We start from the raw sequence: 12,830 nt of genomic DNA on the forward strand, positions 1-12,830 counted from the left end.
AGGAATTTGTGAACTCCCTCACGTTCATCTTTGCTTTCTTGCCAGCGCCCTATTTGGCCTGTCAGTAACGAGAAGGTTGTGTCTGAGTCCTTTTTTTAGACTGTCTGCAATGACTCTTAGAAGGACTCTTGCCATGACTTTTCGCCATTGTGTGGCCGTCGATTTAGGTGCCTCAAGCGGGCGTGTAATGCTGGCGTGTTACGACGCCGAACGGCGTTCACTTTCACTGCGCGAAATCCACCGTTTCGTTAACAACCTGCATAAACAGGCGGGTTTTGACACCTGGGATATCGATAGCCTGGAAGCAGAAATCCGCACCGGCCTGAACAAAGTGTGTGATGAAGGTATCCGCATTGACAGCATCGGCATCGACACCTGGGGCGTGGACTACGTCCTGCTGGACAAAAACGGCCAGCGAGTGGGGCTGCCCGTCGCCTATCGCGATAGCCGCACCGACGGCATGATGGCCAGAGCGATGGAACAGCTTGGCAAAGGCAACATTTATCGCCGCAGCGGCATTCAGTTTCTGCCATTCAACACCCTGTATCAGCTACGCGCGCTGGTTGAGCAACAGCCGGAGCTGGTTGCACAGGCTGCCCACGCACTGCTGATCCCTGACTATTTCAGCTACCGCCTGACCGGCAAGATGAACTGGGAATACACCAACGCGACCACCACGCAATTGGTGAATATCGAAAGCGATAACTGGGATGAAGACCTGCTCAACTGGACGGGCGCACCGGCGTCCTGGTTTGGCACGCCGACGCATCCGGGCAATGTTATCGGCCAGTGGGTTTGCCCGCAGGGGAATGATATTCCGGTCGTCGCGGTGGCAAGCCACGATACCGCCAGCGCGGTGATCGCCTCGCCGCTTGCCAGCGCCGATGCGGCTTATCTCTCTTCCGGCACCTGGTCGCTGATGGGGTTTGAAAGTAAAACGCCGTACACCAGCGAGCAAGCGCAGCGCGCCAACATCACCAATGAAGGCGGTGCAGAAGGGCGTTATCGGGTGCTGAAAAACATTATGGGGCTGTGGCTGCTGCAACGCGTGTTGAAAGAACAGGAAGTGCGCGACCTGCCCACGCTGATTGCGAAAACCGAGGCACTGCCAGCCTGCCGCTGCCTGATTAACCCGAACGACGATCGCTTTATTAATCCAGAACATATGAGCGCTGAAATTCAGGCCGCTTGTCGCGAAACGGGCCAGCCGATCCCGACCAGAGCCGCTGAACTGGCGCGCTGCATTTTCGATAGCCTGGCGCTGTTGTACGCCGAAGTTTTACGTGAGCTAACGGCGCTTCGCGGCAAGCCATTCAGCCAACTGCACATTGTGGGCGGCGGCTGCCAGAACCAACTGCTCAATCAACTGTGCGCCGATGCCTGTGGCATTACGGTAGTCGCTGGCCCGATAGAAGCCTCTACCCTCGGCAATATCGGTATTCAGCTTATGACGCTGGATGAGCTGGCCAACGTTGACGAATTCCGCAAGGTGGTGACCCACAACTATGGTCTTACCACCTTCACCCCTAACCCAGACCATGAAATTGCCCGCTACGTTGCGCAGTTTCAGGCACCACGACAGACAAAGGAGCTTTGCGCATGACCACTCAAATTGAACAAGCCTGGGAACTCGCGAAACAACGCTATTCCGCCGTCGGCATCGACGTCGAAAAGGCGTTGCAGCAGTTGAATCGCTTACCGGTATCCATGCACTGCTGGCAGGGCGATGATGTCGCGGGTTTTGAAAATCCAGAAGGCAATTTGACAGGTGGGATTCAGGCGACCGGCAACTATCCGGGCAAAGCGCGTAATGCCACCGAGCTGCGTGCCGACCTGGAACAGGCACTAAGCCTGATTCCTGGGCCAAAACGCCTGAACCTGCACGCGATTTATCTGGAGTCTGAAACCCCAGTTGCGCGTAACGAAATCAAACCAGAGCACTTCAAAAACTGGGTTGAGTGGGCGAAGGAACATCATCTCGGCCTCGACTTTAACCCGTCTTGCTTCTCGCATCCGCTGAGTGCCGATGGCTTTACGCTGTCTCACGCAAATCCAGAAATCCGCCAGTTCTGGATTGACCACTGCAAAGCCAGCCGTCGCATTTCGGCCTACTTTGGCGAGCAGTTGGGCACGCCGTCAGTGATGAACATCTGGATCCCAGATGGCATGAAAGACGTGACCGTTGACCGTTTAGCGCCGCGCCAGCGTCTGGCTGCCGCGCTGGATGAAGTGATCAGCGAAAAACTGGACCCGGCACACCACATTGATGCCGTAGAGAGCAAGCTGTTCGGCATTGGTGCAGAAAGCTACACCGTGGGTTCCAACGAATTTTATATGGGTTACGCCACCAGCCGCCAAACCGCACTGTGCCTGGATGCGGGCCACTTCCACCCAACGGAAGTTATCTCCGACAAGATCTCCGCCGCCATGCTGTACGTGCCGCGTCTGCTGCTGCACGTCAGCCGCCCGGTGCGCTGGGATAGCGACCACGTTGTCCTGCTGGACGACGAAACACAGGCGATTGCGAGCGAAATCATTCGCCACGACCTGTTCGACCGCGTGCATATCGGCCTCGATTTCTTCGATGCCTCTATCAACCGTATCGCGGCATGGGTTATCGGAACCCGCAACATGAAAAAAGCGCTGCTGCGCGCACTGCTGGAGCCAACCGCTCAACTGCGTGAACTGGAAGAATCCGGCGACTACACCGCACGTCTGGCGCTGCTGGAAGAACAGAAATGCCTGCCGTGGCAAGCGGTGTGGGAAATGTACTGCCAGCGCAATGACACTCCAGCGGGTAGCCAGTGGCTGGAAAACGTGCGCGCGTATGAAAAAGAGATTTTGAGCAAACGTAGCTAACCGTGGCGCCAGCCTTGTAGGCCGGATAAGACGCCTCGCGTCGCCATCCGGCAATGAATGAAACACGATTGCCGGATGGCGCTTCGCTTATCCGGCCTACGTAAGACCCGATAACGTTCGGGCAATAAACAGGAACACCGAACATGCAAAACATTACTGATTCCTGGTTTGTCCAGGGGATGATCAAAGCCACTTCCGATGCGTGGCTGAAAGGCTGGGACGAACGTAACGGCGGCAACCTGACGCTGCGCCTTGATGATGCAGATATTGCGCCATACACCGCTGATTTCCACGCGAAACCGCGCTATATCGCCCTGAGCCAACCGATGCCAATGCTGGCAAACACGCCGTTTATCGTGACCGGTTCCGGCAAATTCTTCCGCAACGTGCAGATTGAGCCTTCCGCCAACCTCGGCGTAGTGAAAATCGATAGCGACGGTGCGGGTTATCATATCCTGTGGGGCCTGACCGACGAAGCCGTCCCAACCTCCGAGCTGCCAGCGCACTTCTTATCACACTGCGAGCGTATCAAAGCCACTAACGGCAAAGACCGCGTGATCATGCACTGCCACGCGACCAACCTGATTGCCCTGACCTACGTTCTGGAAAACAACACCGCGCTGATTACCCGCAAACTGTGGGAAGGCAGCACCGAGTGCCTGGTGGTGTTCCCGGACGGTGTTGGCATTCTGCCGTGGATGGTTCCGGGAACCGACGGAATCGGCGAGGCGACCGCCGTTGAAATGCAGAAACACGCGCTGGTGCTATGGCCGTTCCACGGCGTTTTCGGCAGCGGCCCTACGCTTGACGAAGCTTTCGGCCTGATTGATACCGCCGAAAAATCCGCAGAAATCCTGGTCAAAGTCTACTCGATGGGCGGCATGAAGCAGACCATCTCTCGCGACGAGTTGATTGCGCTTGGCAAACGCTTCGGCGTCACCCCACTCGCCAGCGCCCTCGCGCTGTAATCTATCCGCTCACGCCCGGCGACACAGCCTGTCGCCGGACATAGAGCTTTCATTTTAAGGAGAAATATCATGAGCTTTATGTTGGCGCTTCCCAAAATCAGCCTGCACGGCGCGGGCGCGATTACCGATATGGTCAATCTGGTAGCCAATAAGCAGTGGGGCAAAGCCCTGGTGGTGACGGACGGGCAACTGGTGAAGCTGGGCCTGCTGGATAGCCTGTTTACTGCGCTGGACGCGCATAAAATGCCTTATCACCTGTTCGATGAGGTATTCCCGAACCCAACCGAAGAGCTGGTGCAAAAAGGCTTTGCCGCGTATCAGGCGGAAAAATGCGACTACATCATCGCCTTCGGTGGCGGTAGCCCAATCGACACCGCAAAAGCGATTAAAATTCTGACCGCCAACCCTGGCCCGTCTACCGCCTATTCCGGCGTCGGCAAAGTGGTTAACGCGGGCGTGCATCTGGTGGCAATCAACACCACCGCAGGCACAGCCGCTGAAATGACCAGCAACGCCGTCATCATTGATACCGCGCGCCAGGTAAAAGAAGTGATTATCGATGCCAATATCATCCCGGATATCGCCGTGGACGATGCCAGCGTCATGCTGGATATCCCCGCTTCTGTGACCGCTGCAACCGGTATGGACGCCTTAACTCACGCCGTTGAAGCGTATGTTTCCGTGGGCGCGCACCCATTAACCGACGCCAACGCGCTGGAAGCGATTCGCCTGATAAACCTGTGGCTACCAGAAGCTGTGGACAATGGGCACAACCTGGAAGCGCGCGAGCAAATGGCATTTGGTCAGTATCTGGCGGGCATGGCGTTCAACAGCGCGGGCCTGGGTTTGGTACACGCATTAGCCCATCAGCCGGGTGCTACGCATAACCTGCCGCACGGCGTCTGTAATGCAATTTTGCTGCCCGTGATTGAAAACTTTAACCGCCCGAATGCGGTTGCGCGTTTTGCACGTATCGCGCAGGCGATGGGCGTCGATACACGTAATATGAGCGATGAAGCCGCAAGCGTCGAAGCGATTAACGCTATCCGTAAGCTCAGCGCTCGCGTTGGGATCCCTGAAGGTTTCGCAAAACTGGGCATCACCAAAGACGATATCGAAGGATGGCTGGATAAAGCGCTGGCTGACCCTTGCGCCCCTTGCAACCCACGTACAGCCAGCCGTGATGAAGTTCGAGCGCTGTACCTGGAGGCGTTATGATCCGCAAAGCCTTTGTGATGCAGGTGAACCCTGATGCACACGAAGAGTATCAGCGTCGTCATAACCCAATCTGGCCAGAACTGGAGGCGGTACTGAAATCTCATGGCGCGCACCATTACGCTATTTATCTCGATAAAGAACGTAACCTGCTGTTCGCAACCGTTGAGATTGAGTCAGAAGAACGCTGGAACGCAGTAGCCAATACGGAAGTGTGCCAGCGTTGGTGGAAACACATGGCGGATGTCATGCCTGCAAACCCCGACAATAGCCCGGTAAGCACCGAGTTAAAAGCCGTGTTTTATCTGGACTAAACCCCGTAAACCCCCGGCGGATATGCGCTGGGGGTTTACAGCATCATGCTCCGCCCCCTTTTGTCTCGAATGCGTTTTCACCTTCTTTCTCTCATTTTTAGACCTTTCTCCCATTTTCCAAAAAACTCACCATAAACGTTCCCTCGGTCATTGAAACCCTATCCCTTTGTGCTAACGTCGCTCGAACTGGCATATGCCAGTTATAACAATGGAGCACGGACAGCATGAAGACACTAAAAGTAGTGACCCTGGGCGGGGGTTCTGGCTATACCCCTGAGCTTATTGATGGTTTTATTCGCCGTCACGGAGAGTTACCGGTTAGCGAATATTGGCTCGTCGATATTGAGGCAGGCAAAGAGAAACTCGACGTTGTCGGCGCGCTGGCTCAGCGAATGGTCAAAAAAGCCGGTATTGATATGGTTGTCCATCTCACTACCGACCTGGATAAGGCGCTGGATGGCGCTGATTTTGTCACGACGCAAATTCGTGTGGGCCAGTTGGCGGCTCGTATTCAGGATGAAAAAATCCCCCTGCGCTACGGGGTGCTCGGCCAGGAAACGACCGGCCCAGGCGGCTTTATGAAAGCACAGCGCACTATCCCCGCATTGCTGGAGGTGTGCAAAAAAATGGAACGCCTGTGCCCGGACGCCTGGCTTATCAACTTTACCAATCCCGCTGGGATCGTAACGGAAGCTATCGCAAAATATAGCCCTATAAAATCATTGGGTATTTGCAGCGGTGCTAACAGCATGATGCGCGATATTGCCGGTGCTTACGGTGTGGAACGAGACGATGTATACGCGCGCATCATGGGGCTAAACCATCTTATTTTTGCCGACCAAATTGCGGTTAATGGTCAGGATCTCACTGACGATTTTATTGAGAAGCTCGCGCAAGGCGTCGGCGCGAATAAGCTGAAAAATATCCCCGATCTCGGTTTACCCGCTGACTTTATTCGCTCGCTAAAACTTTACCCCCTCTCCTATCTGAAATACTTCTACCTGAACCGAGAAATGGTAGAGCATGAAATCGCTGAACTTCAGCATGGCGGAACGCGAGGTGAGCAGTCACTGGTCATTGAAAAATCGCTTTTTGAGCTTTATCGCGACCCTTCGCTGTGCGAAAAACCTGCGGCGCTTTCCGCGCGCGGCGGCGCTCTTTATTCCGATACAGCCTGTTCAATTATCAGTTCGATTTACAATAATAAGCAGGAAATACATGTAGTAAACATTCCAAACCGGGGAACGACACCTGACCTACCTGATGAGGCCGTTATTGAAACCAATGCGGTAATTGATAGCCGTGGCGCGCACCCATTGGCATATGGCCGCCTGCCCGTGGCGGTTAGAGGGCTAATTCAGAGCGTAAAAGCCTTTGAGGAATTAACGGTTGAAGCCGCTATCACAGGGAATAAACAGACGGCGCTGCTCGCGCTGGCATCACATCCATTAGTCCCTTCCGTCGATATCGCAGAAAAGATTCTTAATGATTATCTGGCCGCTAATCGCGACTATTTACCACAATATCGGTAATCCCTCTCTGAATTGCAGACTAAGGATAGTGCCATGATAAAGTTCTTAGAACGTCAAGTTGTCCCTATTTTAATTAAAGTAGGTGAGAATACGATTCTGGTTGCAGTACGTAATGGGATTACCTACACATTACCTTTTATTATTGCTGGCAGTATTTTTCTTATTATCGCCAACCTGCCTATTCCAGGATGGAGTGAGTTTTTAGGTGATTTCAGTCATACCCTCAGCGTCCCGGTCAGCGTGACTTTTGGCGCTATCGGGCTTATCTCAGCCATTGGTATCAGCTATAGCCTGGCAAAACAGTTATCGCTGGATGGTTTAAGCTGTACTTGTATCACCGTTGCTGTGTTCTTAATGGCGCAACTCGATAGCCAATGGAAAATCAACGTGGATAACTTTGGTGCTTCCGGCCTGTTTTCCGCCATCATTCTTTCTATCGCGACGGTCTATATTGTCCGGTTTTTTATCGTTCATAAGATTTACATAAAATTGCCTGAAAGCGTTCCGCCTGCGGTACTGCAATCGTTTATCAGCCTGATTCCCGCCGTTGTATGCCTGGTATTGATTTGGTTTATCCGCGTGATTTTGGATTTTGATATCAATGCTTTTTTTACGCTGATCCTCAGCCCGTTGGTCACAGGGCTTGATACCCTTCCGGGCATGTTGCTACTGGTTTTTTTAATCTCACTATTGTGGTGCTGCGGTATTCATGGAACCAACGTTCTCTCCGGTATCACAAGCCCGATTTTTTTGAAGTTTATTGCTGAAAACACCGAGGCTTTTTTAGCTCATCAACCCATTCCCCATATAACGGCTGAAGGGTTTTATAACTTCTTTATCTGCTCTGGCGGTTCTGGGGCGACGATGGGGCTTGTACTGGCGATGATGATATCTAAAAGTCGTTATTATAAATCGTTGGGTCGGATGTCTATCACACCGGCAATTTTTTGCATCAATGAACCCGTTATTTTTGGCGTTCCTATGGTGCTCAACCCACTAATGATGTTGCCGTTAATTATCACCCCGATGGTGCTTTGCACCTGCTCTTATTTGCTGATGGACTTTAATATTATTGCTCGCCCGGTGTTCCAGATCCCGTGGACAATGCCGCCGATTCTGAACGCCTATTTCGCAACGGCAGGTAACATTCCTGCGGCGATATGGTCTGGTTGCATGGTCATTATCTCAACGATTATCTACTTCCCGTTCTTTAAAATGATGGAAAGGAACCAACTAGCGACGGAAGCAGCGGAAGACACTCAGTTGAAGGCGGCGAACGCATAATGCCCGTAGGCATGTAGCCAGCCATGCTACACTAGGCGCGGCTTCACTGTTGGCGATGGAAACACGCCGTAGTGGAGGCGCGCCTTGATCTCTGGATGCCTACGGAAAAACAGAAAATGACTGCCCGCTATATTGAGATTAAAAACAGTATAAAAAACGCCATTCAGGAAAAGAAATACGCCATCGGGGAAAAAATCCCTTCTGAGCGGGATCTCGCAGTGCAATATGGTGTGACCCGAGTCACTTTGCAGAAGGCGATGCATATTCTTGAGCAGGAAGGATTTATTGAGCGGATACACGGCAAGGGAATGTTTGTTTCTCGCAGTCTCCAGGATAATGTTTTTATGCTCAACAATGGAGCCAGTGATTCCATTCTTGGCTTCTCCCGCGAATTTCAACAGCAGGCAAAGGTGACGAGCCGGCTTGTCACTGCGCAAATCGTTCCAGCCCCCGCTTTCGTCTCCCAACACTTAGATCTCACCGCCGAACAGCCGGTGCATTATATTCGCCGCGTTCGTATGATTGATGGCGTTCCGGCGCTGGTCGAAGACTCATGGATTGTGTGTAACGTTATTGATGTCATTGATCGTGTGGTGCTAGAAAATGGCTCGCTCTATGAATACATCGAGCAAAAAACGGGGAAGAAAATTAAATTTTATAATTCGGTAATAGAAGCCGATCTCTTTAATGAAACCCTAGCCGCATTGCTGAATATTTCGCCAGGGAAACCGATGTTAAAAGTGACTGGCGTGACAAAACTCGAAGACGGCACGGCGTTTAACTACTCATGCAGCTACAACCGCGCCGATAAATTTAAAGTTAAAAATAGCTGGGTGGGTAAGTAAAAAACGCCCGTTTACGGGCGTTTTGTAGCGAGCATGATTAGAAGAAATATTTAAAGCGGAGACGAGCGCCGTAGCGGTCATCATCAGAGGAGATTTCCTCATCACTCTGAATTTTAGAGTAATAGGTTCCCAGATAAATATTGAAGTTCTGCATATTCATTACATTCGGGATTAAGTAAGAAGCATGAATGGTATGAATATCGTAAGTCCCTTCGTCCTCGATAATACAACTGTTCTCGCACACTACGCCGCTAAAATCGGTAATCTTGTTACGCGCGAAAATATAGCCAAGTTCGATATTTTTCCACAAAATATTAGTGGCCGCAGTAAAATCTTCTTCGTTAGTGGCATCTAAATAAGCGGTATTCAGGTTAAAGACCACGCCGTTATCCGGGTCGGTTTTTAAACCGTTCCAGGTCATGGTTAAACCGTAGCCCGTACGGTCGGATTGATCGACAAATTCGCCTTTGCTGTTGGTGTAGCCGTAGGCATTGTTAACAACGTTGGATTCCATCGCCGCAGAGAACGAGAGTTCAGTGGCTGGCGACCAGGTAACGACCGGGCGCAGATAAACAACGTTTTTCTCTTTCTCCATCTCACGTCCGTGGTAAGTGCGGCCATCGGTGTTGATGGTGTCACCATCGGCATACATGGTAGTACCGTCTTCAATCAATGAGTTAAGTTCGAAATACCAGTTATCGATATTCTTACTCATTAAGAAGTTACCGCCTGAGTCGGAACGACCACGGCCTTCTTTCATCATATAGATGTAACCCTGGCCATCGGTATAGAGATCGTTGGCGGTATTACCGGAATGCTCTACGAAAGTATCCTGGTTAAGCGGGAACATATCGGCGGCTTCAAAACGACCGACTTTAATTTTCCAGTCATTTTCCTGACCAAAGTTGAACCAGGCATCATCAAGATTCATTTTGCCGTACAGATCGGCCAACGGCTGGATAGAAAAGCCAGCAAACTGGCCGTTATCCATTTTACGTATGCCATCAAAGCCAATCAGAATACGACCATCCATATCCCACTGCTCGGTGGTATTGTCTTCGTTGAGTTTGCTCAGTGTGCCGCGACGACTTTCCGCATCCATGTTAATTTCGACGTCGCCGTAGATTTTCAGGTCACCGTAGCCGCTAAGCTGGAGGTTAGGCGTAGAGATATTTTTCTTCGTCTCATCCGCTGATACCTGACCATTTACCGGTGTATTACCCTGAGCGTCCTTAATTTCTTTAATTTCGGATGCCTGTTGTACTTGTAAAAATTGTACTTGCTGTTCAGCGGTTGTTGCCCGATTTTCTGCTGCTTCCAGACGTGATTCTAACTGTTCCAGGCGTTGCTCCAACGTCAATTTTGTTGTTTTAGCAAAACCTGTATTAGCCACCAACAATAATCCAATTGCTATAGATAATGTCGATTTCTTCATTATTCACTTTCCTTGAAATAAAGAATAACCCGGAACCCCCCTGAGAGATTTCGTGCGCATTTATATAATCGCGATGAATCTTTTTTATAATCAAATCACTAAGAGAAATGCTTAATTAGAGAAAGTACATTCCATAGCAGGCTTCAGAAGATTAGCTAATAAACATTAGTGCGTAAATAAGCACATATTGATAATCGTGAGCGAGGTAACACTGAAAAGAGATAATATCTAAGGAAATAAATATTTTATATAATAATGAATTTAAAATAATAAAATTATATTAGTTAATGAGTATGATTAACATAAATGAGCGCAGTTATTTATATAACTTCGCCCATTGACCTTTAATTCTGTTCGGCAACAAGGATAGCGAATGTATCCGGTTCCAGCGCTTTAAACAGATGTTCTTCATCGGCGGGATAGCAGATGTAATCTCCGGCGTTAAGCTCCTCGGGAGCCGACGTCAACCCCACCAGCGCCCTACCCTGCGTTATCATAATGTGCTCGACCGCTCCGGTAGAATGCGGCTGAGAAACTCTATCTGCGCCCGGTTGGGTCGTCAGCAGATAGATGTCGCGCCGCGCCCCCGGCGGGCAGGTCGCCAGTAGCGTCGCCTGGTAGTTTGCCTGCTCAGAAATCACCTTTGTGCCTTCACCGCGCCGAATCACCTGCGTTTTTTGCGGCTGTGGCTCCAGCAAACGGGCAAAGGGGATATCCAGCGCCACACACAGCGCCCACAGCGTTTCCAGGCTAGGATTACCGTTGCCGGCCTCAAGCTGTGAAAGTGTCGATTTCGCAATACCCGCTCGGCGGGCAACCTCAGTTAAAGAAAGCCCCGTTCTCGTCCGTTCACGCACCAGGCTTTTGGCAATCACGTTGATTGGCTGTGTCATACACAACTCCATCGTTTTATATACCGAACGAAGCGTTCGGCTTGAACTGCTATAATGATTCGTTCATTATAATGGAAATATCGTTCGATATGGCAAATTTACATGTCACTAAAAATGTTCTCCTGCCTGAGTGGCAGCACCGTTAAGGCGATTTTCCTCGTCTGCCTGGCCGTCGGCGTGGTGGGCGTCTCCTATGGTTCGCTGGCAATGGCTTATGGCTTCCCGCTGTGGGTTCCACTGCTGCTTTCCGTCTCCGTACTGGCGGGCGCGTCTGAATTTATGTTTATCGGCATTGTCGCCAGCGGCGGTAATCCTCTGGCGGCAGCGGCTGCCGGTTTATTGGTTAACGCGCGGCACATTCCGTTTGGCGTCACGGTGCGAGACCTGGTGGGTCGCCGCGCCGCGAGTTTTATCGGCTGCCATATTATGAATGATGAAAGCGTGGTGTTTGGGTTGTCGCAACCAACGCCAGAGCAACGCAAAGCCGCATTTTGGCTATGTGGAATGGGCGTGGCTCTCTTCTGGCCGCTGGGCACGCTGTTCGGCGCGGCGGTGGGTAAACTGTTGCCAGCCCCGGAAACCATTGGTCTGGACGCGGTTTTCCCCGCCATTTTATTGGCGCTGGTGATCCCGGCCTTTAAAAAACGTACCACGTTGATTCGCGCCTGTAGCGGTGCGGCGCTGTCGCTCGCCACCGTACCGTTTGCCCCTGTCGGCCTACCGGTACTGCTGTCGCTGTTCGGCCTGCTGGCGAGGAAAAAATAATGGCTGATATCACGCTGATTATTGTGGGCATCGCCATTCTGTCGGTCGGGACGTATCTGATGCGTTTAGGCGGGGCAAAACTGGGGAGCCGTTTAGCCTTCTCCGAGCGCTCTCAGGCGCTGTTGTCGGATGCCGCCACGGTGCTGTTATTTTCCGTCGCATTAGCAACCACCTTCTATGAAGGCGAACATTTTGCTGGCATGGCGCGCGTGCTGGGCGTGGGTTTTGCCCTTTTCCTTGCCTGGCGGAAAGCGCCGTTGATTGTGGTGATTATCGCTGCGGCGATCGCCACCGCACTGCTTCGTCTGGCCGGTATAAACTAAAAAAGCGCCCCTGGGGCGCTCTTTCGACAGTGACTCGCGAGTTATTTATTCAGCTCTGCGGTCATGTGTACGCGGTTACCGCTGTAAGCCTGGGTAATTTTGTAAGAACTTGCGCCAGCCTGTTCTGCCTGTGCAGCAATTTTGGCTTCTGCACCATCAATAGTTGAGGCCGTTGCGGTAACGGTTTGTGCGGCGAAAGAACCAAAAGAAGCGGAGAGAGCGATAACTGCGACAAAAGTTTTGATGTTGTTCATGATATAAACCCTTTAAGTTAGTTGTTTAGATAAGGCGCTTTGCCTTGATGAGATAAATAATAGCCCTCATCTCGCACAACAAAAAGCGGAAGGATTTGCTCCAGTTATTCAAAATAATTGATTCATATCTCCGGCGTTATATT

13 protein-coding genes are annotated in these 12,830 nt (G+C 51.4%); 10 read left to right on the forward strand and 3 right to left on the reverse strand.

Going from position 1 to position 12,830, the window contains the following annotated elements; genetic code table 11:
* Positions 1 to 133 precede the first annotated feature (133 nt).
* The 8 genes from rhaB (at position 134) to AC6I4B_RS22885 (ending at position 9,017) form a co-directional block, all read left to right on the forward strand.
* A complete protein-coding gene (gene rhaB, locus AC6I4B_RS22850; RefSeq protein WP_497768393.1) occupies positions 134 to 1,603 on the forward strand; it encodes a rhamnulokinase in 1,470 nt (489 codons plus the stop codon).
* On the forward strand, positions 1,600 to 2,859 hold the full coding sequence (rhaA, locus tag AC6I4B_RS22855) for an L-rhamnose isomerase (protein WP_497768394.1): 1,260 nt from the start codon (positions 1,600 to 1,602) through the stop codon (positions 2,857 to 2,859). The genes rhaB and rhaA overlap by 4 nt, the downstream gene beginning before the upstream one ends.
* A gap of 143 nt (positions 2,860 to 3,002) precedes the next feature.
* Entirely contained in the window at positions 3,003 to 3,827 is an 825-nt protein-coding gene (gene rhaD / locus AC6I4B_RS22860) for a rhamnulose-1-phosphate aldolase (RefSeq protein WP_497768396.1), read from the forward strand.
* A 69-nt stretch (positions 3,828 to 3,896) separates the two neighbouring features.
* Positions 3,897 to 5,045, forward strand: coding sequence for a lactaldehyde reductase (gene fucO / locus AC6I4B_RS22865; RefSeq protein ID WP_497768397.1), 1,149 nt, complete (start codon positions 3,897 to 3,899; stop codon positions 5,043 to 5,045).
* The gene (rhaM, locus tag AC6I4B_RS22870; RefSeq protein WP_497768399.1) at positions 5,042 to 5,356 is read left to right on the forward strand and encodes an L-rhamnose mutarotase; all 315 of its coding nucleotides are present in this window, start codon (positions 5,042 to 5,044) and stop codon (positions 5,354 to 5,356) included. The genes fucO and rhaM overlap by 4 nt, the downstream gene beginning before the upstream one ends.
* A 224-nt stretch (positions 5,357 to 5,580) precedes the next feature.
* Positions 5,581 to 6,888, forward strand: coding sequence for a 6-phospho-beta-glucosidase (locus AC6I4B_RS22875; protein ID WP_497768401.1), 1,308 nt, complete (start codon positions 5,581 to 5,583; stop codon positions 6,886 to 6,888).
* A 33-nt stretch (positions 6,889 to 6,921) separates the two neighbouring features.
* Positions 6,922 to 8,172 (forward strand): PTS sugar transporter subunit IIC, encoded by a 1,251-nt coding sequence (locus tag AC6I4B_RS22880; protein ID WP_497768402.1) that lies wholly within the window; start codon positions 6,922 to 6,924, stop codon positions 8,170 to 8,172.
* A 116-nt stretch (positions 8,173 to 8,288) separates the two neighbouring features.
* Entirely contained in the window at positions 8,289 to 9,017 is a 729-nt protein-coding gene (locus tag AC6I4B_RS22885) for a GntR family transcriptional regulator (RefSeq protein WP_497768404.1), read from the forward strand.
* A 37-nt stretch (positions 9,018 to 9,054) separates the two neighbouring features.
* Here AC6I4B_RS22885 and AC6I4B_RS22890 read toward each other — a convergent pair whose 3' ends face one another.
* Positions 9,055 to 10,452 carry a carbohydrate porin gene (locus AC6I4B_RS22890; RefSeq protein ID WP_497768406.1) on the reverse strand — a complete coding sequence of 466 codons (1,398 nt, stop codon included), beginning with the start codon at positions 10,450 to 10,452 and terminating at the stop codon, positions 9,055 to 9,057.
* A 344-nt stretch (positions 10,453 to 10,796) separates the two neighbouring features.
* A complete protein-coding gene (locus AC6I4B_RS22895; RefSeq protein WP_497768408.1) occupies positions 10,797 to 11,345 on the reverse strand; it encodes a helix-turn-helix domain-containing protein in 549 nt (182 codons plus the stop codon).
* Positions 11,346 to 11,459: 114 nt separating this feature from the next.
* Here AC6I4B_RS22895 and AC6I4B_RS22900 point away from each other — a divergent pair, with 114 nt between their 5' ends.
* Positions 11,460 to 12,110, forward strand: a complete 651-nt coding sequence (locus AC6I4B_RS22900) for an AzlC family ABC transporter permease (protein WP_497772292.1) — start codon at positions 11,460 to 11,462, stop codon at positions 12,108 to 12,110.
* Positions 12,110 to 12,433 (forward strand): AzlD domain-containing protein, encoded by a 324-nt coding sequence (locus AC6I4B_RS22905; RefSeq protein ID WP_497768409.1) that lies wholly within the window; start codon positions 12,110 to 12,112, stop codon positions 12,431 to 12,433. Before AC6I4B_RS22900 ends, AC6I4B_RS22905 begins: the two co-directional genes overlap by 1 nt.
* 41 nt (positions 12,434 to 12,474) lie before the next feature.
* On the opposite strand, the gene AC6I4B_RS22910 is transcribed toward AC6I4B_RS22905, so the two are convergent.
* Positions 12,475 to 12,687 carry a YdgH/BhsA/McbA family protein gene (locus AC6I4B_RS22910; protein WP_497768411.1) on the reverse strand — a complete coding sequence of 71 codons (213 nt, stop codon included), beginning with the start codon at positions 12,685 to 12,687 and terminating at the stop codon, positions 12,475 to 12,477.
* Positions 12,688 to 12,830 lie beyond the last annotated feature (143 nt).

This window comes from Kluyvera fluvialis (assembly GCF_059725275.1).